This window comes from Methyloradius palustris (assembly GCF_019703875.1).
Taxonomy (GTDB): Bacteria; Pseudomonadota; Gammaproteobacteria; order Burkholderiales; family Methylophilaceae; genus Methyloradius; species Methyloradius palustris.
Map to the genome: position 1 here is coordinate 1,192,470 of NZ_AP024110.1, position 21,072 is coordinate 1,213,541.

A 21,072-nucleotide genomic window follows, 5' to 3' on the forward strand; every position below is an offset into this window, starting at 1 on the left:
TCTTCTTGCTATTTGTAAATAAAATGTTACATTTGGCTGAGAGTACACACAACAGGTTTTATCAGCTTCGGGGAGAAGTGTGATGGATTTAATATCGCAATGGCTTATTCCAAGTCAGTTCATGCCGCATGGGCATTGTTATCTCTGGACGCCTTCACTACTCTGGCTTTACGTCATCTCTGACAGCCTGATTTTTCTTTCCTACTATACTATCCCTGTCGCTATTGTGTATTTTGTGCGCAAGCGGCGTGACATGCAGTTCACTTGGATATTTTGGCTATTTTCCTTATTCATATTCGCTTGTGGTACCACACACCTAATTTCTATTTTAACGATATGGGAGCCAGCTTATTGGCTAGACGCGACAGCAAAAGCATTTACTGCAGCCTTCTCAGCCGTAACTGCTGTGATGCTTTGGCGATTGATTCCAACTGCGCTCAAAATACCAAGTACCAAGCAATTAGCCGATACAGTTGCGCAGCTAGAACAGCAAATTCAAAAACGGATTAAAGCCGAACTCGCGATTGAAGACTTAAATCGCAATCTGGAGCGTTTGGTCGCCTTGCGTACTGAAGAGCTGACCTCTACAAACACTAAACTAGTTGATGAGATCGAGCGCCGTAAACAAACTGAAGAAGAGCTTTTCAGCCAGAAACAGTTAGCACTTGTCACGCTTGAGTCTATCGGTGATGCTGTCATCACCACCAATATGCAATCCGAAGTGGCTTACCTAAACCCTGTCGCAGAGAAGATGACGGGCTGGAATAAACAGGATGCCTTTGGCAAACCTATCCTTGAGGTATTTCGCATACTCAATGAAAGCACGCGTAAGCTTGCGCCAAACCCTGTGGATGTTGTGCTGGCGCATGGAGAGGTTTGTGGCCTAGCTAACCATACTTTGCTGGTCAGCAAGAGTGGTAAAGAGTTTGATATTGAAGACTCCGCCGCGCCTATTCGCGATCAGAATGGCATTATGCATGGCGTTGTGCTGGTGTTTCATGATGTCAGTGAAACCAAGAAAATGGCGCACAAAATGACCTATCTGGCCGAGCACGATTTCTTGACTGATCTGCCAAATCGCCTGTTGCTGACTGACCGTATTACACAGGCATTGAATTCTGCGCAACGCCGTCATGTAAAAGCGGCTTTGATGTTTCTTGATATTGACCATTTCAAGAAAATCAACGATACCCTGGGGCATGAAATCGGGGATATATTGCTCAAGCAGTTGAGTCGCCGATTACAAAACTGTTTGCGCACCAGCGATACCATTAGTCGCCAAGGCGGTGATGAGTTCATCATCTTGCTACCAGAGATTGCCGATGATTACGCGCCAGCCGAAATAGCTGAAAAATTATTAGCTGCAACCCTAAAAAGCTTTGCGATTGATAGCCATGAATTAAATATATCGCTCAGTATCGGGATTGCCATATACCCAGATGACGGCAGTAATGCAGAGATGCTGACCAAGAATGCAGATACCGCCATGTACCACGCCAAGGGTGCAGGCCGTAATAACTATCAGTTTTTTGCCAATGAAATGACACAGCGGGTGGCCGAGCAGTTATCACTGGAAAATAGCCTGCAAAAAGCCATATCCCACCAAGAATTCAAGTTGGTGTATCAGCCTAAGGTATCGCTCACGACAGGTAAAATGATTGGGGTAGAAGCCTTATTGCGCTGGCAACACCCAGACTGGGGCTTGATAGCGCCTGACCGGTTTATCCCCGTGGCGGAAGATAGTGGGTTGATTAAACGGATAGGTAATTGGGTGCTGCATGAAGCTTGCAGTCAAAATGTGGCTTGGCAAAAAATGGGCTTGCCACCTCTACCTGTCGCGGTGAATCTTTCCGTGGTTGAGCTGCGGCAGCCTAACTTTTTGCAGCAAGTGACACGTACATTGTTGCAGACAGGGATGGAACCCCATTTGCTGGAGCTGGAAGTGACCGAAAGTATCGCCATTCAAGGCATGGCCGACGCTATTGAATGGTTGAATAAGCTCAGGAATATGGGTGTGAAGCTCTCGATTGATGACTTTGGTACAGGCTATTCCAGCCTTTCATACTTAAAACGGCTACCTGTTGATACCATCAAGATCGATAAGAGTTTTGTGCGCGATATTACGACTGACCCATATGATGCCGCGATTATTAAGGCGATTATCAGCATGTCGCACAGTCTTAAATTGAATGTAATCGCCGAAGGCGTAGAAACTACCGAGCAGCTTTCATTCTTGCAAGAGCATGAATGCGACCAGATGCAGGGTTACCTGTTCAGTCGTCCAATCCCTGCGGATGAGATCGTCAATTTACTTACCCTTGAAATGGCTGGAAAGCTGCCGTCATAAGAGCACAGCAAGACTAGAATATTTCGCGTGTTTCTAGGAACTGTATATCTGGGTAACGCTCTTGCGCCATAGCCAAGTTGACGCGGTTAGGTGCCAGATACACGTACTCTTCTGCACCATCTAGCGCCACGTTAAAGCCATATTTATCTGAAATGGCTTTCAGGTCAGCATCTGAGCCACGCAGCCAGCGGGCGGTTGAGCAGTCAAAGCTTTCAAACACAATATCCACGCCGTATTCATGCTCCAGCCTGTGTGCTACCACATCAAACTGCAAAGTACCCACGGCGCCCAGAATCAGGTCATTGCTTAGTAGAGGTTTGAATAACTGTGATGCGCCTTCTTCAGCCAGTTGTTGCAAGCCTTTTTGCAGTTGCTTCATCTTCAATGGATTTTTCAGGCGTGCACGGCGGAAATGCTCCGGCGCGAATGATGGGATACCAGTAAATTTCAGGTCTTCGCCCTCGCTAAATGTGTCGCCCAGCTTCACTGTGCCATGGTTAGGGATGCCGATAATATCGCCAGCGTAAGCTTCATCCGTAGTATTGCGGTCTTGCGCCATGAAGGTGATGGCGTTATTCACGGCCATCAGTTTATTGGTAGAAACCTGCTTGATCTTCATGCCGCGTTCAAAACGGCCACCACACACACGCACAAACGCAATGCGGTCACGGTGTTTCGGATCCATATTGGCTTGTATCTTGAACACAAAGCCTGAGAATTTCGCCTCGTCTGGTTCTACTTCACGGCTAACGGCAGCGCGTGGTAAAGGCGCAGGCGATAACTCTACTACAGCGTCCAGCAATGATTGCACACCAAAGTTATTCACGGCCGAGCCAAAAAACACAGGTGTTTGTTTGCCTGATAAATAGGCCGCAGAATCAAAGGTGTTTGATGCGCCACGCACTAGCTCAATATCGATGCGTAAGTCTTCAGCCTGTTTGCCGATCACTTCATCAAGGCGCGGGTTATCTAGGCCTTTAATGGTTTCAGAAGTGCCTTTTTCGGCCTTTGGGTCAAAGAAAGAAATCTCGTCGTTATATAGGTGATACACGCCACGGAAACTCTTACCCATGCCGATAGGCCAGGTAATTGGCGCGCACTGCATACCAAGCGTAGATTCAATTTCATCCAGCAACTCAATCGGCGCGCGGCTTTCGCGGTCCAGCTTGTTGATAAAGGTGATGATGGGTGTATCGCGCATGCGGCAAACATTCAGCAGCTTGATGGTTTGCGCTTCAACACCGTTTACCGAGTCAATCACCATCACTGCCGAATCCACGGCAGTTAGCGTGCGATAAGTATCTTCCGAGAAGTCATCATGGCCTGGGGTGTCCAGCAGGTTGATGATGTGTTCACGGTAGGGGAACTGCATCACGGATGATGTAACAGAAATACCACGTTGCTTTTCCAGCTCCATCCAGTCCGATGTCGCGTGTTTGGTGGATTTGCGGGCGCGTACCGAGCCTGCCATCTGAATTGCACCCCCAAACCACAACAGTTTTTCGGTGAGGGTAGTTTTACCCGCGTCAGGGTGGGAAATAATGGCAAAGGTACGGCGGCGCTGGATTTCTTCTTGAAGGGTGCTCATGCGGCGAATAGCTTAAAGGTGTGCAAAAGCGGTATTTTACAGCACAGAGCCTGCTTTTGCTTCATCTGAATGGGCAGATGCTATCGCGGAATGAAATGCCTGTTTACTACCTCGCCTTTTGATTCCAGGCACTTATTGATTACTTGCTCATACAGCAGATTGTCACTCGCTACATCTCGTGAGCTTCTCCCCACCAGCGATGCGCACATATTGGCGCATGCCAGAGGTGCCATCATTTTCGCCGCATACGCTTTAAGGTAAAGGTCTGTTCCACTGGTGATGTCTATCATCATGTCTGGGCTGAGCATACCCACGTTAGTTAATAACGGAATAGGGATGGCATTGCCAAGATTAGATAGCAAGGTAGTGCCCAAGTCTAGCCTGGTTAGTTTTGGCTTCAGAGAAGCTATGCGAAGACAGGCGTCAATCAAGAAATCCAGTTGCTGGTTATGTTTGGCAAATGACGTGATCGAGTTATTGATGTGATGAGTGATGGCCAGTTTGCCTTGTTGATCAGACTTCACCCAAGTCTCATGGCAGAATAAATATCCAGTTTGCGGCGAGACAACCAGATGCTCAGGCGCAAAAACCACCATATCGGCATCAATCCAGATGGTTTGCTCATAGCCTTGTGATAGATACTTTTTGGCAACTATCAGGCGGGCTAAATCTGTCTGGGGGCAAATCTCCCCCACGGATTTTTCACGAACCCAATTGGGTATGTAATCAAACAGGCCGTCATCAATGAATTGATATTCAAAACCGTTCAAAGCAGCCCAGGAACGCACGGTTTGCATGCAAGTTTCTATCCAGGCTGGAACATTGGTCGTGCGGTAAGATTGGTAAACGATGGTTTTCATCAGGCTTGCAGTCTGAAATAAGCGATTAGTTTATTAATAACTAGGCTATCCAGAGAATCATGCCGTCGCCGCGCTCGGCAGCAGCCGAATAAAACTCTACTAAACGCTCGTAGTTTTCCAGCACATATTCAAGTGCATTTTCACTATCTTTTACCCAGATAACGCCGGGGTAAATCTCTGCCAGTTCCATTTCTTCAGGTGCATATCTGCTGGCAAGCTCATCTACATCAACTGTCCTGAGCGTTGCAGCAACATCTTCAACCTGTTCAGGTGTCAGGAAGCGGGCAGGGCCATAGCCCAAGTCTTCTCCAAGATCCTCGCCGCCAAGCACCGCCAGTGAGTAGGGTTCATCACCACCAAGCGATTGCCCCGTCAGCATGTAATGAATGGCATGCCAACATTTGTCCACATCCATGGAGTTAGGCGGCTCGTCATCGCCATCATTTGGGTAAAGATATTCCTCAATCAGGCTAGAGTCGCTCTTGAGGTCGCTTAAGGTGTCTTCATCGACCGCAGCAAAATATCCGATCATGCTCATGAATTACTTTCTGATAATTAAGATTTTAATTTTATGTTTTAAAATTATAAATTGATGGGTCTTGGGAGTTACATTTGAAGCATTAGTTGGAGTCGCACCAAATCCAAGGTTATTCGTGAGGTTTTTCAAGTACTTCAATACACTTCTCGAAATGAGAAATCAGTTCTCTACAGCAAATATCCGCAACATGTACGACAGATGAATATCGCTCCATTTCTTCAACTTCATTCACATTAAGTGCTGACCCTTCGTCAGAAATAAAGTGAGCTATTGAGTTTCTGAAGCGGTTGGTGAGAAACTCATCAAAGAATCGAGTAATTGATTTACCTTCGTACTGTTTCTGGTCAGTTGGGATATCTTTGTAGTGGGGAACTTTGGCTTTCAGGGGTGGTAGGGAAATATTTTTTATCTTCGCCTCTGTATGTAGTCTTCCAGGTAGTGTCTTCAGTAAGCCTTCCAATATTTTATAGAAGCAAAAAAACTTATAGAAAGGGCTCGTAGCGTTCACAGCCTCTCGATACATTGCGTAAACTGGCACCAATAGACCATATACTTTCCCTAGTCCTTGATTCAGTGATGCTAGTGGATAAGGGCATAGTATGTCTGTCGAGGAAATTTGGTGTAATTCATCGACAACGGAAATCTGAACTACATGCAGTGGAGTATTTGCAACGTATGCCAAGTGATCTAGTGCTGGCCCCACAATTCTGTGAAATAGTCTTCTAGCCTCTTCTGCAGATTGAGCAGTACATTCGAACTTTACTGTCGAGAGGCGCCTTTCGCTGTTTGGATAAAATAAAAACTTTCCATCAAATGTTTCGACCTTTAGATAAGCAACATTTTCTGGGATGGAAAATAGCGAGTCCCCAGAGCCTTCCTCAAAGTTGAAATTGATGCTTGGCTGAGATTCATTACTTTTGGCGAGACGAGCAGTAACTCGAAAGTTTCTAGAGGTTTTATCTCTAAAGCGTTTTTCGTCATTTTTCCTATCGTCTTGAAAAACTGGAACTACATGTAGGTGAGTAACAATTCCAGGTGGCCCCATTTTTTCGATGGGAATCGATATGGAATTGGTGGTGCTCGTTGAAATTGGGCTAGTCATCTAAGCTATGCAGGATGTAAAACACGCATCCAATTTCACTTTTGTAATGTTTCAAATTCATGCATCCTCAATTGTTTTGTTGATTGCAGTTTAATTTTTTAACTAACGGGTTGTTTTAATTGTTCCAAAATCGCAGGGTTATCAAGAGTAGAAATATCGGAAGTAATTTCCTCGCCCTTGGCCAAGCTTCTTAACAACCTGCGCATGATCTTGCCAGAGCGGGTTTTAGGCAGGTTGTCGCCAAACCTGATTTCATCTGGTTTGGCAATGGGGCCAATTTCTTTGGCGACCCAATCGCGTAGATCAGCTACGATTTTCTTGGCGGCTTCACCTTCTGGGCGTTCACCTTTGAGCACTACATACGCCACGATGCTTTCGCCTTTGATGTCATGCGGCTTTCCTACAATGGCGGCTTCAGCAACCAATGGATTGGCGACGAGGGCTGATTCAATTTCCATGGTGCCGAGGCGATGGCCTGATACGTTGAGCACATCATCTATACGGCCCATGATCCAGAAGTAGCCATCGGCATCGCGGTGGGCTGAATCGCCTGCTAGATAATAGCCGGGCAGGGTGTTGGGGAAGTAGGTGCGTTGGAAACGGTCTGGGTCATTCCAGATGGTGCGCAGCAATGATGGGAATGGTTTTTTAATGACGAGCAATCCACCTTCAGTACCACTGACAGCGCTGCCATCTTCATTCACCACATCGGCCATAATCCCAGGCAGTGGCAATGTGCATGAGCCAGGTTTGGCGGCAATTGCGCCAGGCAGTGGGGCGATCATGTGTGAGCCAGTTTCGGTTTGCCACCAGGTATCAGCAATCGGGCAACGTTCTTTGCCAACCACGGTGTGATACCACATCCAGGCTTCAGGGTTGATAGGCTCGCCCACTGTGCCAAGCAGGCGCAGGCTGCTGAGATCATAGTTATTCGGAAGATTGCCACCCAGCTTGATGAGTGAACGAATGGCAGTAGGCGCGGTGTAAAACACACTGACTTTGTGTTTCTCGATCATTTGCCAGAAGCGGCCAGCATCAGGGTAAGTGGGGATACCTTCAAACACGACTTGTGTGCCGCCCAGCGCCAATGGGCCGTAAGCTACATAGCTGTGGCCTGTGATCCAGCCTACATCAGCTGTGCACCAGAAAATGTCCGTGGCTTTGTGGTCGAATACCCATTTAAGGCTGAGGATGGCGCCTAGCAAATAGCCTGCTGTGGAATGCTGTACGCCTTTTGGTTTGCCAGTGGAGCCTGAGGTGTAAAGAATGAATAAGGGATGCTCTGCGTTGACCCAGGTTGGTTCGCAGTAATCTGATTCAACGGCCTCCAGCTCATGCCACCAGAGGTCTTTTGATTCATTCCATGCGGTTTTTCCGCCTGTGCGGCGATAGACGATGACTTTTTCAACAGCGTCACAGCCGCCCATAGTAAGCGATTCATCCACCGCAGATTTTAAGGCCACGGCTTTGCCACCACGCATGCCTTCATCGGCGGTAATCACCAGTTTTGCGCCTACATCAGTAATACGCTCATGCAGGCTCTTGGCTGAAAATCCACCGAATACGACTGAGTGAATAGCGCCGATACGGGCGCACGCTTGCATGGCAACAACGGCTTCAACGCTCATTGGCAGATAGATCACCACGCGATCACCAAGGCCAACGCCTTGTTTTTTTAGCGCATTGGCAAAGCGACATACGCGTTGGTGCAGCGCTTTGTAGCTGATATGAGTAGAGGTGCCATCATCCGCTTCAAAAATGATCGCGGTTTTGTCGCCGCGAGAGGCTAAGTGGCGGTCAAGACAGTTGTATGAGGCGTTTAATTCGCCATCATAAAACCAGCGGTAAAAGGGTGGTGTGGACTCGTCTAAAATTTCAGTGAAGGGTTTGTGCCAATCAATCTCTGCGTTGGCTAAATCAGCCCAGAAGCCCGTGTAATCTTGCTCGGCGAGGTTACATAAGTTTTCATAAGCCTCAATGCCAGAAACAGTTGCCGCCTGTTTAAATGCCTCGTGCGGGGCAAAGATGCGGGTTTCGGTCATTACAGATTCAATTGACGACATTACTCTTCTCCAACAACTTATAATTTTGATTTAGTTAGTGCTTGAGTCACTTATTGACGCACTTAAGTAGCTATCAAGCGGTTATAGTTAAGCCTCGATAATACCATTACTCCGAAAATTTTAAGATGCATACACTCAGCGAAATATTGGAAAACGACGGCCAGCCAGGCAGCGATGAAGCCTTGCTGAAACATGCTGTTGACTGCAGCCCTTTTATCAAGCGATTGATGGCTGGCGATGCGGCATTGGTAAAAGATATTCTGGCTAATATGCACCAGCCACTGACTGAGTCTGATATGCGGTCGCGGCTGGATGCATTTGAAATTTCCGATGAAGCCGTGCTCAAAAAAGCATTGCGCAAACTACGCCAGCAAACCTTGTTGCGCCTGATTGTGCGTGATCTAAATGGCTTGGCAGATTTGCATGAAGTGATGCAGACCATGACTACGCTGGCTGAAGTAACGGTTAATGTCGCGCTACAACACCATTCAACTTGGCTCGAAGCAATCTATGGTGAACCGCTTGGTTTAAGCGGCAAGAAGCAAACGCTGATTGTGGTGGGTATGGGTAAATTGGGCGGCGGCGAGCTTAATGTGTCGTCCGATATTGACCTGATTTATGCCTATGAAGAAGACGGCGAAACGCGAAAGCTGACAGAGGATGGTAAAAAAGACGAAGGCAAGACGCTAAGCAATAACGATTATTTCACGCGCTTATCCAAAAAGCTGATTGCGGCGCTGGATGAGATTACCGAGGATGGTTTTGTCTTTAGAGTAGATATGCGGCTGCGGCCTTATGGCTCTGAAGGGCCATTGGCATCGAGCTTTGCCATGCTTGAAGATTACTACCAAAAGCTAGGTCGGGAGTGGGAGCGGTATGCCTGGATCAAGGGCAGGGTGATCGCAGGGCCGGCGGAAAGCCTGGCTAAACTGCTACGCCCATTCGTCTATCGCAAATACCTCGATTACAGCGCATTTGCCTCTATGCGCGATTTGAAAATACAGATTCAGCGCGATGTTGACCGACGTGACCTGAATGACAATATCAAGCTTGGTCGTGGTGGTATCCGCGAGATCGAATTTATCGCCCAGGTGTTCCAGCTGATTCGCGGTGGGCAGGATTACACCTTGCAGATTCGGCCTACCATGCAGGTGTTGGGTGTGCTCGCCAATAAATCATTGATCGACCAAGCCGTTGCCGTAGAGTTACAGCAGGCTTATATATTCTTGCGCAACCTGGAACACAGGCTGCAATACGTGAATGATGCGCAAACCCACGATTTGCCGACTACCGCCGTGAATCAAGGTGTTATTGCTATTGCGATGAATGAACCTGACTGGCCTAGCCTTTACACAAAGCTTGAAGCTATTCGCGCTTTTGTTTCTGGGCAGTTCTCTGAAGTATTTGCGGTGCAGCAAAGCGTCGACATCGTCACTGATGGGGATATTGAGCAATTAGCCAAACTATGGAAAGGCCAACTTGATGAAGCCCAGATGATTTTGAAGCTGGGCGATTTGGCCTACTCAGCGCCTGATGAAGCTTCAGCGATTATTACTTCGTTCCGCACCAGTAACAAAATTCAGCATTTGCCAGATATTAGTAGCAAGCGCTTGGATGAATTGATGCCTGCGGTGATTGAGCTATGTGGCCAGCGCCCGAACTCCAATGAAACGCTCAATCGCATGATTCTGCTACTCGAAACTGTGTGCAGGCGTGCCAGTTACCTCGCTTTCTTTACTGAATACCCACATGTGTTAAAGCGTGTTGTCACATTGGTAAGCGCTAGCCCGTGGCTGGCTGGTTACCTTACCCAGCACCCGATATTGCTCGATAGTTTGCTCGGCTCCAATCCTTATGTGGATCAGAGCATAGCTGAGCAAGAGGCGGCTTTGATGGCCAAAATGCAGTCGCTTGATGGCGATACAGAACAGCAGATGAACGCGCTGCGTGAGTTTCAGCAAGCCTGTTTATTTTCACTGGCCTGTGAAGATGTGATCAATCATATTCCTCTACAAAAGTTATCCGGCTTATTGAGTGATTTGGCCGATATGGTGCTGCGTGTGGTCATGAAAGTGATCTGGCCGAACATCAAGGGTAAGCATTGCGAAGTGCCTAATTTCGCCGTTATTGCCTACGGTAAACATGGTGGTCGCGAACTTGGTTATTCGTCTGACCTCGATCTGGTGTTTTTATACGAAGATGACCACCCAGAAGCGCGCGAGATTTACGTTAAATTTGGCATGCGCATTATCTCCTGGCTGAATACCATCACTTCTTCAGGCTTGTTATATGAAGTCGATATGCAGTTGAGGCCAGATGGTAGTAGCGGTTTATTGGTTTCTTCAATTGAGAGTTTTGCCAATTACCAGCGCGAACGCGCCTGGGTATGGGAACACCAAGCTATTACGCGAGCAAGATTTGCGGCGGGTAGCAGCACGGTTGGCGATGCGTTTGAGAGTATAAGGCTAGAGATTCTTACTCGCCCACGGGCACTACAACCTTTGCGTGACGAAATTACCCAGATGCGGCAGAAAATGAAAAAAGCGCATCACTATGTGGCAGGCCGCTTTGATGTAAAGCATGGCCTGGGCGGCATGATTGATATTGAATTCATCGTGCAATACCTGATTCTTGCCTACGCACACAACAACCCCAAACTGTGCGAGAACCGCGCCAATATCCATATTCTGCGGCTTAGTTCTGTGCTTGGCTTGATTCCGCCTGAGCTTGGTATGCAGGCTGCTGATGCCTACCATGAATTAAGGCGTCAGCAGCATGCCATGCGTTTGCAAGGCTATGCTGACGCCTGGGCGCCAGAAGAGTCACTCGCCGAGCAATCTACGACGATTAGAAAACTCTGGCGCAAAGTATTTTATGAGCCGCTAGATAGCGTAAATACCTAAACGCTGGGGTATTACTTGGCTGCAGCAGTTAAGCGCCAGATGGTGTTGCCTACATCATCCGCCACCAATAATCCGCCACGTTTATCTACCAATACGCCAACTGGGCGGCCCTGTGCTTCGCCATTGGCATTGATGAAGCCAGTTAACACATCTGAGGCCTGGCCTGCGGGCTTGCCATCTTTGAACGGCACAAATATGACCTTGTAGCCGCTGCGTGGCATGCGGTTCCATGAGCCATGCTGGCCGATGAACATGCCATCAGCAAATGCAGCAGGTAAGGTGTTGCCTTTTGCCGTTGCTAGGCCGAGCGATGCGGTGTGTGGGCCGAGCGCGTAATCTGGGGCAATCGCTTTTTGTACCAGGTCAGGCTGTTGCGGCTTAACGCGCTTATCAACATGTTGACCATAATAGCTGTATGGCCAGCCGTAAAAGCCGCCTTCCTGTACTGAGGTCATATAGTCTGGCACCAGGTCGCCGCCTAATTCATCACGTTCATTCACTACCGTCCACAGCTTGCCTGTATGCGGTTCCCACACCATGCCGTTGGGGTTGCGCAAGCCAGAGGCAAATATCTTGTGCTCACCAGTCTTGAGGTCTAACTGCCAGATCGCGGCACGGCCAAACTCAATATCCATGCCGTTTTCGCCGACATTGCTGTTGGAACCTATGCTGATATAGAGCTTGCTGCCATCTTGGCTAGCCAGCAGGTTTTTAGTCCAGTGGTGGTTAAGTGGGTAGCCTGGCAAATCCAGTATTTTGGTGGGGTTTGTCGTGATGGTTGTTTCGCCAGTTTTATAGGGGAATTTCACTACAGCGTCGGCATTGGTCACATAAAAGTCATTGCCGATAAGTGCCATGCCGAAAGGGGAGTTGAGGTTGGAAAGAAACACGCTTTGCTGGTCTGCGACTCCGTCTCCATCGGTGTCGCGGAGCAGGGTGATGCGATTTGGGCTATCCATGCTGGCACCAGCTTTGGCCATGACTTTGCCTCTGATCCATTTCATCAGGCTGAAGCTTTCGCTGGCTTCTTTGGGTGGATGATTGGTCTCTGCAACCAGCACGTCACCATTGGGCAACTGATAAAGCCAGCGTGGGTGTTCAAGGCCAGTGGCAAATGCCGCCACTGATAATCCTGCTGCTGGCGTAGGCTTTAGCCCTGATTTCCAGCCAACGGCATTAGCGATGTTCACAGTGGGTAAAAGGCTGTGAGTGGGTTCAGGTAATGCAGGTTTTGGCCCCATGCCTGCGGGTACGGACAGCTTGGCCATTTCGCCACAGCCTGAGAGTGAGAATGCCAAAAAAGTGGCAATCAATAGGGTATTTTTCTGCATCATGGGCTTGCTCCAGTTTGATCATGAACCGCATAGATTCATGATTTTTACGCTTGCTGTTTGTTTACATTCTGATACACAATCGATTCATTCTAATCCGCCCAATGACGACATGATGAGTTTGCGTTTTCGCTTGAACCTGTTGATTGCTTTGCTGCTGCTCGTCTTTATGTCGGCGGTAGGTTTTGTGGTGATTAAGGGTATGCGAAGCACTATACAGGAGGGCGTTGAATCGGCTAATCGCGTTTCAGTGCAGTTGCTGGACACCGTGATTCTCAGTGCTTACCAAAACCCTGAATGGGGATTTCCACATGAAGTGTTACAACGCTTTTTGTATTCGCTTGGCCATGTGCGTAGCAGTGAAATCACGCTTGCTGACGTTCATGGGAATGTCCTCTATCAATCTCCTCATTCTACTTATCATTCCGACCAGACCCCGCCTGAGTGGTTCGCAGAAATGTTAACGCCAGAAAAAGAAGTGGTTGAGCGCCGCATCAAATTTGCCATCTTGACCATTACCTCTAACCCAGGCGGGGCAATACGTGAGGCTTGGGGCAGGTTCAAGAACTTGATGTGGATAGGCATCAGTTTTTTTGTGGGTTTGAATATCGTGGTGTACTGGATGCTAGGCCGCTGGTTGAAACCGATTCAGCCGATGTTGGTCGCCATTAACCAGATGGAAAAAGGCGACTTAAGCATACGACTGCCAAATTTTGATTTGCCTGAATTCTCGCAAATTGCGCATAGCTTTAACCAGATGGGTGAATCATTACAGGCCAGCACCGAAGAAAGCTACAGGCTAGCCTTGATCGTGAAACAGACTGCCGACGCCATCATGATTCACGACCTCAATGGCAATATTTCATTCTGGAACCCCGCAGCGCAGCGCATGTTTGGTTACGCGCCTGAAGATATTATCGGTAAGTCTGCCTCATTGCTCATGCCAGCCAATACTGAGGCTGAATTGGCCAAAGACTTGGCGACCATCGCAGGTAAAGAGAAAATTGAGCAGTACGATACCCAGCGCATAACGCGTGAAGGTGCTCTGAAAGACATTTCACTCTCTGCCGCCCCATTGATAGACCCCAGAACAGGTGCGGTGATCGGTGAGATATGCAGCATGCGCGACATCACTGAGCGCAAAGAGGCAGAAGCCGCAGCACAAGAATTGGAGGCTAACCGCCAATTAACACAACTGATACAGCGCCACATAGAGGATGAGCGCCGCAGCCTCGCGCGTGAGTTGCATGATGAATTGGGGCAATATGTGACTGCAATCAAGACTTTTGCGGTGGGCATTTCCAATAAAACTGAAACAAAAATGCCAGATATTGCGGCCAATGCACAAACCATAGTAGCCGCAGCGAATCATATCTATGACGGCATGCACAACATCATCCGCCAGCTGCGCCCTGGCTCGTTGGATAACCTAGGCTTGTCCGAGACTTTGCGTGACAGTATTAATATCTGGCAGACCCAGCATCCCGAGATTCAATACACTATTGAACTGAATGGCGAATTGAACGGTCTGGGTGAAACAGTGAACATCAATATTTACCGCATTGTGCAGGAGTCAGTCACCAATGCCTTGCGACATGCGCAAGCGACTGAGATTGCGATTAGCCTCAATAGAACTGATGACAATACGCTAGTGCTTGCCATCAAAGATAACGGGGTTGGCATGAATATCTGCAATGTTGATCAAACCCAGCATTTTGGCTTGCTCGGCATGCGTGAGCGCGCGCAGGCGCTGGACGGAAAATTTGCTGTGGATTCTGCACTTGAGCAAGGCTCTGTGATTACCGTGACTATTCCTGTGCAGCCAACGCAATCCATATAACAACAACTGAAACCTAAAGATACGAGTACAACAGATGAGTAATGTAATCAACGTGATGCTGGTCGATGACCATGCAGTCGTGCGCATGGGCTTCAAGATGCTGCTTGAATCAGCTTCTGATGTGAAAGTGGTGGCCGAGGCAGAGAATGGCGAGCAAGCCATTAAGCTGTATATGGAACATCATCCAGACGTTGTTGTGATGGACATCACCATGCCTGGTATAGGCGGTATGGAAGCTATCGAGCGCATTATGGCCAAAGATAACAATGCACGTATTTTGGTGCTCTCTGCACATGAAGATTCAGTGCACCCTAAGCGTGTATTAAATGCAGGTGCGTTGGGATACCTGACCAAGCGCAGTGCGCCAGAAGAGTTGATTAAAGCCATTAGAACTGTGGCAACGCGCAAACGCTATCTTGAAGCCAATATTGCCCAGCAAATGGCGATTCAGCAATTGTCGGGTGAAGCCAACCCAGTGGATGTACTTTCAGCTCGCGAGTTTGAGGTATTCATGGCGCTGGCAAAAGGCAAAACCACGAATGAAATTGCTGATACTTTGTGTCTTTCACCACGTACCGTTGGTACCCATCTTTACAATATCAAGCAAAAATTGAATGCCAATAACTCGGCTGAGATTGCGCTGATTGCAATGCGTTCGGGTCTTATAGACCCTTAAGAAGCCTTACTTGTAGGCTTGCGAAGCAACAACAGGGTTGTTGCTGTGACTAGTGACTAAACGTTGGTTACTCGGATTGCTAATTTGATAACGCGCGATACTCAGTTCTCCAGCCCCTGCAATTTCTACTACAGTGCGTTCTCCGCTTCTTAGTCGACCAAAACTTGGTGGTATCAGAAATACAATCTGTTGCTTGTTATCACCGTTAATCGCCCCAGTGCCGAGTTGCCAGCTTGCCCACTCATCTTGCGGCGGCAGGTTGGTGGCACCTAGCATGCGGGCTTTTTGTAGCACATCTTGTTTTTCATCGCCAATCAATAAATTCCAGAGCTCCACTTCAGCTAACTGGTTACCTTGGATTTTGTTGGTTCTTGGCGCTGTTTCTGCGAATTGGGTTTTGATGCTGTCTGGCACAGCTTCTTGAACAGGTTCTACTTTATTGAATCCAGCAGTGATGAATGCGGCCCAATATTTATCGGGCTGCCTGCTATTCATTTCTCTATCGCGGTCTGCTTGTGCTTCTTTGATTAGTTGCGCGTCATAAGCATCAGAGGTGGCTTGGCTGGCAACGCTTGATGCTAGCGAGCTAGCGATTTGTTGCGCGATTGGCCCACCTATACATCCAGAGAGTGAAAGGCTCACTATCAGCGCCAGAGCGAGTCTGGCCGCAGTTGTTTTTAAGCAATGTGTCAGCATAAAAGATAGCGGGGCTTAACCTGTACATTTTGAGCGCGGGAAGTGAAGATTATTCTTTCTTTAAGTGCTTGTCTATGTGAAACAAACGCTTAAATTAAAGATGGCTCAAAACTGTTGTATTTTTGCAAATGAGCGCTGTATTCGTGAGTGAGTAGGGCGCCAATAATCAGAGCTTAGGTGTAGCACGTACGCTAATAATGCCACTCAGGATAATCAGGCCAACCGCCAGCCAGCGATCAAGTGACAGGGTTTCACCCCAGAGGATAATTCCAAAAATACTGGCTAGTACCACTGTGGTGTAAGCCAAGCTACCTACTACCAGCGGGCTACCAGTTCGATAAGCCCGTGTTAAGGCCAGTTGCGCGATGGTTGCTGAGATACCTATGCCCAGCAACAAAGGTAAATCGCGCCAAGCCAGCCAGCTAAAATCATGCAACAGCATCCATAAAGCACCGCCGATGGTGCACACCAGCGTGAAATAAAATACCGTCCGCCAATCGGGCTCACCTGCGCGCCCAAGTTGCGCGACATGAATGTAAACAATACCCGCCAATATGCCAGATAGCAGTCCAGCGCCACCAGCAATCAACTCATCAATATGCAGGCTTGGCTTGAGTAGCAGAATGACGCCGATGAAGCCAATCACAATAGCCATGATCAGAATCTTTTTTGGCCGCTCATGCAGCATGAACGGCAAGAGGCTGGCCATGAATAAGGGGGAGGTATAGTTCAAAGTGACGGCTGTTGCTAAAGGTAGTTTGCCGATGGCATAGAAGAATAAAACCAGTGAGATGAAGCCAAGGATAGAGCGCTGCATGTGTTTGCCCATGATGGGCGTTGCCAGTGAAAGCCCACGAGCCCGCGTAATGGCAAAAATGAATACCAAGCCAAAGAACGAACGATAAAACACTAATTCAGGGCTGGAGAACTTGTGAGAACCGATTTTGACCAGCACGCCCATAATGGAAAAAAAGAATGCCGCTACCAACATCCACAAGCTGCCGAGTTTAAGTTGGTTGATGCGCCTGAAATAGCTCACAGATGTGGGTCAAGCTGCTTGCGCAGCCAGAGATGAAAATGCTCAAGGCCTGTTTCCATTGGGTGCTGATAGGGCCCGCGTTCATCTTCATTAATGGAAAATAAAGCTTTACGGCCATCATGCATGCGCTGGCAGATTTCTTCGTCTTCAAGCGCAGTTTCTTCATAGGCGGCTTGATGCGCCTCAACGAAGGCTTGCTCGAACAGTGAAATGTCTTCGGGATAGTAAAACTCCACAACATTGGTGCAAGCATCTACCCCTCGCGGAATGATGTGTGAAACGACCAGTACATTGGGGTACCACTCAATCATCAGGAATGGGTAATATACCATCCAGATCGCGCCGTATTTAGGTGTCGCGCCGCCTGTGTGTTCGAGCACCTGTTGTTGCCAGCGCTGATATGTTGGCGACCCTGACTTTTCTAATCCATGTTTCACACCGACTGTTTGCACGCTGTAATGCTCGTTGAACTCCCATTGCAGCTTATCGCAGTCTACAAATTGGTCGAGCCCAGGGTGAAAAGGGCCTACGTGGTAGTCTTCAAGATAGACTTCAATAAACGTTTTCCAGTTGAAAGCATACTCTTCAACTTTCACTCGATTCAGATGATAGCCAGTAAAGTCAAAGTCCTGCTTGCAACCAAGCTTGGCAAGGTCTTTGGCAATATCACGCTGACTGTCGAATAATAAGCCGTTCCAGTTTTGTAATGGGGATTTGTTCAGGTGCAGGCAAGGATTTTCATCAAAATGCGGCGCGCCTAATAACTCGCCCTGCAGGTTATAAGTCCAGCGATGCAAAGGGCAAACGATATGCTTGGCTGTGCCGCTACCATTGAGCATGATGGCCTGGCGATGTTTGCAGATGTTATTAATAAGGCTGATGTCCTTGCCATTGTTCACCAGCGCTTTTGCGTTTTGCATCCATTCCAGCGTATAAAAATCGCCTTGGTTTTGTGCCATCAGTGTATGGCCTGCATATTTGGGCGCATTGGCAAATAATACTTTTTGTTCCAATGCATAAATGTCGGCATCTACATACCATGCAACTGGCAATTGCGGCGCAGATTGCTGATGAATGCGGGTGACAGATGCGGACTGCTTGGATAGTATTGATGCCATAAATGCGGTAATTTTAGTAATGATTATTGGTGTGGATTTAAAAGCTGGAAATCATGATTTATTCACCATGATGGCTAAATGCTTAATGGGCATAAGATTTTGCCCGATTCGGATTTTTTTTCAAGTGATATTTCAAGCGAAATATTGGCTAATGCCAGTTTAATCCATGCGGCAAAATATCAAGCTGAAGCCTTGCGCTACTTGCCAAATAGAGGCTTTTGCTTTACCCTCAGCACTCTTGGCGAAACCTTAATTCTTTTGAATATTAAAGCTGAAATATGAAATTGATACGTCGCACATTTAATTATTTGCCAGCCATTAGCCGCAATATTGCGATTGGTTTGTCATAAAAGGTAATTAAGCTGCAACAGGCGGCAATTGCCGCCTTTTCTTTTTTTTGGCTGGCGAAGCTTAATTTGGTTAGCGCAGTGCTTTTATTAACACTTCAGTTTTTAACTGAGTTTATTGGGTAATATCAAACCAACAATGTCCGAACACTTAATGAATACTTACGCAAGGCAACCCGTAACCTTTGTTAAAGGCGAGGGCGTGTGGCTTTGGGATGACAAAGGCGAACGCTATCTGGATGCCTTGGCTGGTGTCGCAGTGAATGGCTTGGGCCATTCGCACCCTAAATTTGTGGCTGCCTTGGGCGCGCAGGTGTCCAAACTTATCCATGTGTCAAATAACTATCAGATTGCAGAGCAGTCGCAACTGGCTGATAAGCTTTGCGAAATTGCTGGCATGGATCGCGTGTTTTTCTGTAACTCAGGCTGTGAAGCTAATGAAGCCTCTATCAAGCTTGCGCGCTTGTATGGCCATCAAAAAGGCATAGAAGCGCCTGAAATCATAGTGATGGATAAGGCATTTCATGGCCGTACGCTGGCAACCTTATCCGCCACTGGTAACCGTAAAACGCAGGCTGGTTTTGAGCCGCTGGTGAGCGGGTTTGTCCGCGTACCTTTTGATGATCTTGAAGCCGTCAGGCAAGTCGCTGAGCATAACCACAATGTGGTGGCGGTGCTGGTTGAGCCTGTGCAGGGTGAGGGCGGCGTCAATATTCCGCATGACGCCAAGGCTTATCTGCAAGGCTTGCGTGAAATTTGCGATGCAAACGGCTGGTTGTTGATGCTGGATGAAGTGCAAAGTGGCATAGGCCGCACTGGCGCTTGGTTTTCCTTTCAGCACACAGGTATTACGCCAGATGTAATGTCTCTTGCCAAAGGTTTGGGGTCAGGTGTGCCGATTGGTGCCTGTGTAGCCAAAGGCAAAGCAGCCGACGTATTCACCTACGGCAAACATGGCTCAACATTTGGTGGAAACCCATTAGCTTCAGCTGCTGGCTTGGCAACTTTGAAGATCATCGAAGAAGAAGGTTTGCGTGACAACGCTGATATTTTGGGCAATTGGATCAATAAAGAATTTGCAAAACAGCTTGCTGGTATTGCTGGTGTTGTCGTCATCAGAAATGCTGGCTTGATGATTGGTATTGAGCTTGATCGCAGTTGTGGGGAATTAGTCAAAAAAGCCCTTGAATCTAAAGTGCTGATTAACGTGACGGCTGATACGGTTGTTCGACTGTTACCACCATTGGTGATAAGCCAAGCTGAGGCGCAGCATTTGGTTGATACCATTGCTGCCTTGATCAAAGATTTTTTGGCTAAATAAAGTTTAATTAACCCTACTGATTAAGTCATGTCGATTAAACACTATCTGCAATTCAAAGATTTCACCCGCGACGAGTACGATTACATCTTCGCGCGTGCGCGCTGGATCAAGCAGCAGTTCAAGACTTACCAGCAATACTGGCCGCTCACCGATCGTACTTTAGTCATGATTTTCGAGAAAGCTAGCACGCGTACACGGCTGTCATTTGAGGCGGGCATACAGCAATTGGGTGGCTCGGCAATTTACTTGAATACGCAGGATTCACAGTTAGGTCGCGGCGAGCCAGTGGAGGACGCAGCACAAGTCATCTCTCGCATGAGCGACATTGTGATGATTCGTACATTTGAACAAAGCATCATCGAGCGTTTTGCTGCTAACTCTCGTGTGCCAGTGATTAATGGCCTGACTAACGAATATCATCCTTGCCAGATTCTGGCGGATATTCTGACCTTTATTGAGCACCGCGGCCCGATTCAAGGCAAGACTGTGGCCTGGATTGGTGATTCTAACAACGTCTGTAATACCTGGTTGCAAGCGGCCGAAGTGCTAGATTTTAACGTGCATGTTTCTACGCCTCCTGGCTATGAAGTTGAGCCGGAGCGCGCCGGGCTGTATGGCCATGCCCATTATGAAGAATTCGCAGATCCAATGGATGCTGCTCGTGATGCCGATTTAGTGACCACTGATGTTTGGACATCAATGGGCTTTGAGGCGGAAAACGAAGAGCGCATGCGCGACTTTGCTGATTGGCAAGTAGATGCAGAAATGATGAAGGCCGCAAAAGCTGATGCCTTGTTCATGCATTGCCTGCCAGCACATCGCGGTGAAGAGGTCGCAGCAGAAGTCATTGATGGGCCACAGGCCGTGGTTTGGGATGAAGCTGAAAATAGGCTCCATATACAAAAAGCCTTGATGGAATACCTGTTGTTAGGACGTATTGAAAAGCCTTGATGGAAAGCGTTAGTTAGTTGTCGGATAATCAAGAATTAGATGAAGGCCGCAATAGAGGGGTAATTCATCATATATTGCCCGTATCAGCGACCATGGTCGGCGTATGCATGACGGTTATAGGTTTGATGCAACTGCTACCAAAAGGTGGTCAATGGTTAGACGATTTGATCGCGTTTGATAGCTTGGTATTCATCACCAGTGCTTTATTGTCATACACATCAATACGAACCAAAAGTAACACGGCGCAATTGGAGCGATGGGCTGACGTGGTGTTTATCGTTGGTCTGGTTATGATGGTAGGCATCAACTTCTTGCTGGCGTTTGATCTTTTAAAGCATTGATTTATTTAATA

General features: G+C 47.8%; 17 protein-coding genes. 8 read left to right on the plus strand and 9 right to left on the minus strand.

What is annotated here, in order from left to right; genetic code table 11:
• The first annotated feature begins 82 nt into the window (after positions 1 to 82).
• Positions 83 to 2,347, plus strand: a complete 2,265-nt coding sequence (locus ZMTM_RS05750; RefSeq protein WP_221765344.1) for a putative bifunctional diguanylate cyclase/phosphodiesterase — start codon at positions 83 to 85, stop codon at positions 2,345 to 2,347.
• Positions 2,348 to 2,360: 13 nt separating this feature from the next.
• Here ZMTM_RS05750 and ZMTM_RS05755 read toward each other — a convergent pair whose 3' ends face one another.
• The 5 genes from ZMTM_RS05755 to acs all read right to left on the minus strand — a co-directional run bounded on the left by ZMTM_RS05755 (position 2,361) and on the right by acs (position 8,498).
• Positions 2,361 to 3,935, minus strand: coding sequence for a peptide chain release factor 3 (locus tag ZMTM_RS05755; protein WP_221765345.1), 1,575 nt, complete (start codon positions 3,933 to 3,935; stop codon positions 2,361 to 2,363).
• 80 nt (positions 3,936 to 4,015) lie between these two features.
• Positions 4,016 to 4,795, minus strand: coding sequence for a hypothetical protein (locus tag ZMTM_RS05760; protein ID WP_221765346.1), 780 nt, complete (start codon positions 4,793 to 4,795; stop codon positions 4,016 to 4,018).
• 40 nt (positions 4,796 to 4,835) lie between these two features.
• A complete protein-coding gene (locus ZMTM_RS05765; RefSeq protein WP_221765347.1) occupies positions 4,836 to 5,333 on the minus strand; it encodes a YfbM family protein in 498 nt (165 codons plus the stop codon).
• A 109-nt stretch (positions 5,334 to 5,442) separates the two neighbouring features.
• A complete protein-coding gene (gene mauJ, locus ZMTM_RS05770) occupies positions 5,443 to 6,435 on the minus strand; it encodes a methylamine utilization protein MauJ (RefSeq protein ID WP_221765348.1) in 993 nt (330 codons plus the stop codon).
• Between the two features lie 98 nt (positions 6,436 to 6,533).
• Positions 6,534 to 8,498 (minus strand): acetate--CoA ligase, encoded by a 1,965-nt coding sequence (gene acs, locus ZMTM_RS05775; RefSeq protein WP_221765349.1) that lies wholly within the window; start codon positions 8,496 to 8,498, stop codon positions 6,534 to 6,536.
• Positions 8,499 to 8,623: 125 nt separating this feature from the next.
• Between acs and glnE the strand changes: the two genes are divergently transcribed.
• Entirely contained in the window at positions 8,624 to 11,401 is a 2,778-nt protein-coding gene (gene glnE, locus ZMTM_RS05780; RefSeq protein WP_221765350.1) for a bifunctional [glutamate--ammonia ligase]-adenylyl-L-tyrosine phosphorylase/[glutamate--ammonia-ligase] adenylyltransferase, read from the plus strand.
• Between the two features lie 11 nt (positions 11,402 to 11,412).
• Here the strand turns inward: glnE and ZMTM_RS05785 are convergent, their stop codons facing one another.
• The gene (locus ZMTM_RS05785; RefSeq protein WP_221765600.1) at positions 11,413 to 12,732 is read right to left on the minus strand and encodes a PQQ-dependent sugar dehydrogenase; all 1,320 of its coding nucleotides are present in this window, start codon (positions 12,730 to 12,732) and stop codon (positions 11,413 to 11,415) included.
• A 115-nt stretch (positions 12,733 to 12,847) separates the two neighbouring features.
• Between ZMTM_RS05785 and ZMTM_RS05790 the strand changes: the two genes are divergently transcribed.
• On the plus strand, positions 12,848 to 14,572 hold the full coding sequence (locus ZMTM_RS05790) for a PAS domain S-box protein (protein ID WP_221765601.1): 1,725 nt from the start codon (positions 12,848 to 12,850) through the stop codon (positions 14,570 to 14,572).
• 34 nt (positions 14,573 to 14,606) lie between these two features.
• Entirely contained in the window at positions 14,607 to 15,248 is a 642-nt protein-coding gene (locus tag ZMTM_RS05795) for a response regulator (RefSeq protein WP_221765351.1), read from the plus strand.
• A gap of 6 nt (positions 15,249 to 15,254) precedes the next feature.
• Here ZMTM_RS05795 and ZMTM_RS05800 read toward each other — a convergent pair whose 3' ends face one another.
• The 3 genes from ZMTM_RS05800 to ZMTM_RS05810 form a co-directional block, all read right to left on the minus strand.
• Complete coding sequence (locus ZMTM_RS05800) at positions 15,255 to 15,890, minus strand: hypothetical protein (RefSeq protein WP_221765352.1); 636 nt, start codon at positions 15,888 to 15,890, stop codon at positions 15,255 to 15,257.
• A 220-nt stretch (positions 15,891 to 16,110) separates the two neighbouring features.
• Entirely contained in the window at positions 16,111 to 16,983 is an 873-nt protein-coding gene (locus tag ZMTM_RS05805; protein WP_264081921.1) for a DMT family transporter, read from the minus strand.
• A complete protein-coding gene (locus ZMTM_RS05810) occupies positions 16,980 to 18,101 on the minus strand; it encodes an aromatic ring-hydroxylating oxygenase subunit alpha (RefSeq protein WP_221765353.1) in 1,122 nt (373 codons plus the stop codon). The genes ZMTM_RS05805 and ZMTM_RS05810 overlap by 4 nt, the downstream gene beginning before the upstream one ends.
• Before the next feature lie 78 nt (positions 18,102 to 18,179).
• Here ZMTM_RS05810 and ZMTM_RS05815 point away from each other — a divergent pair, with 78 nt between their 5' ends.
• From ZMTM_RS05815 to ZMTM_RS05830, 4 genes are all read left to right on the plus strand, one after another.
• Positions 18,180 to 18,383, plus strand: coding sequence for a hypothetical protein (locus ZMTM_RS05815; RefSeq protein WP_221765354.1), 204 nt, complete (start codon positions 18,180 to 18,182; stop codon positions 18,381 to 18,383).
• A gap of 204 nt (positions 18,384 to 18,587) precedes the next feature.
• Positions 18,588 to 19,769 (plus strand): aspartate aminotransferase family protein, encoded by a 1,182-nt coding sequence (locus ZMTM_RS05820; RefSeq protein WP_221765355.1) that lies wholly within the window; start codon positions 18,588 to 18,590, stop codon positions 19,767 to 19,769.
• A gap of 27 nt (positions 19,770 to 19,796) precedes the next feature.
• Positions 19,797 to 20,720: an ornithine carbamoyltransferase gene (argF, locus tag ZMTM_RS05825; RefSeq protein WP_221765356.1), complete on the plus strand. Its 924-nt coding sequence runs from the start codon at positions 19,797 to 19,799 to the stop codon at positions 20,718 to 20,720.
• Positions 20,721 to 20,737: 17 nt separating this feature from the next.
• Positions 20,738 to 21,061, plus strand: a complete 324-nt coding sequence (locus tag ZMTM_RS05830; protein WP_225907112.1) for a hypothetical protein — start codon at positions 20,738 to 20,740, stop codon at positions 21,059 to 21,061.
• Positions 21,062 to 21,072 lie beyond the last annotated feature (11 nt).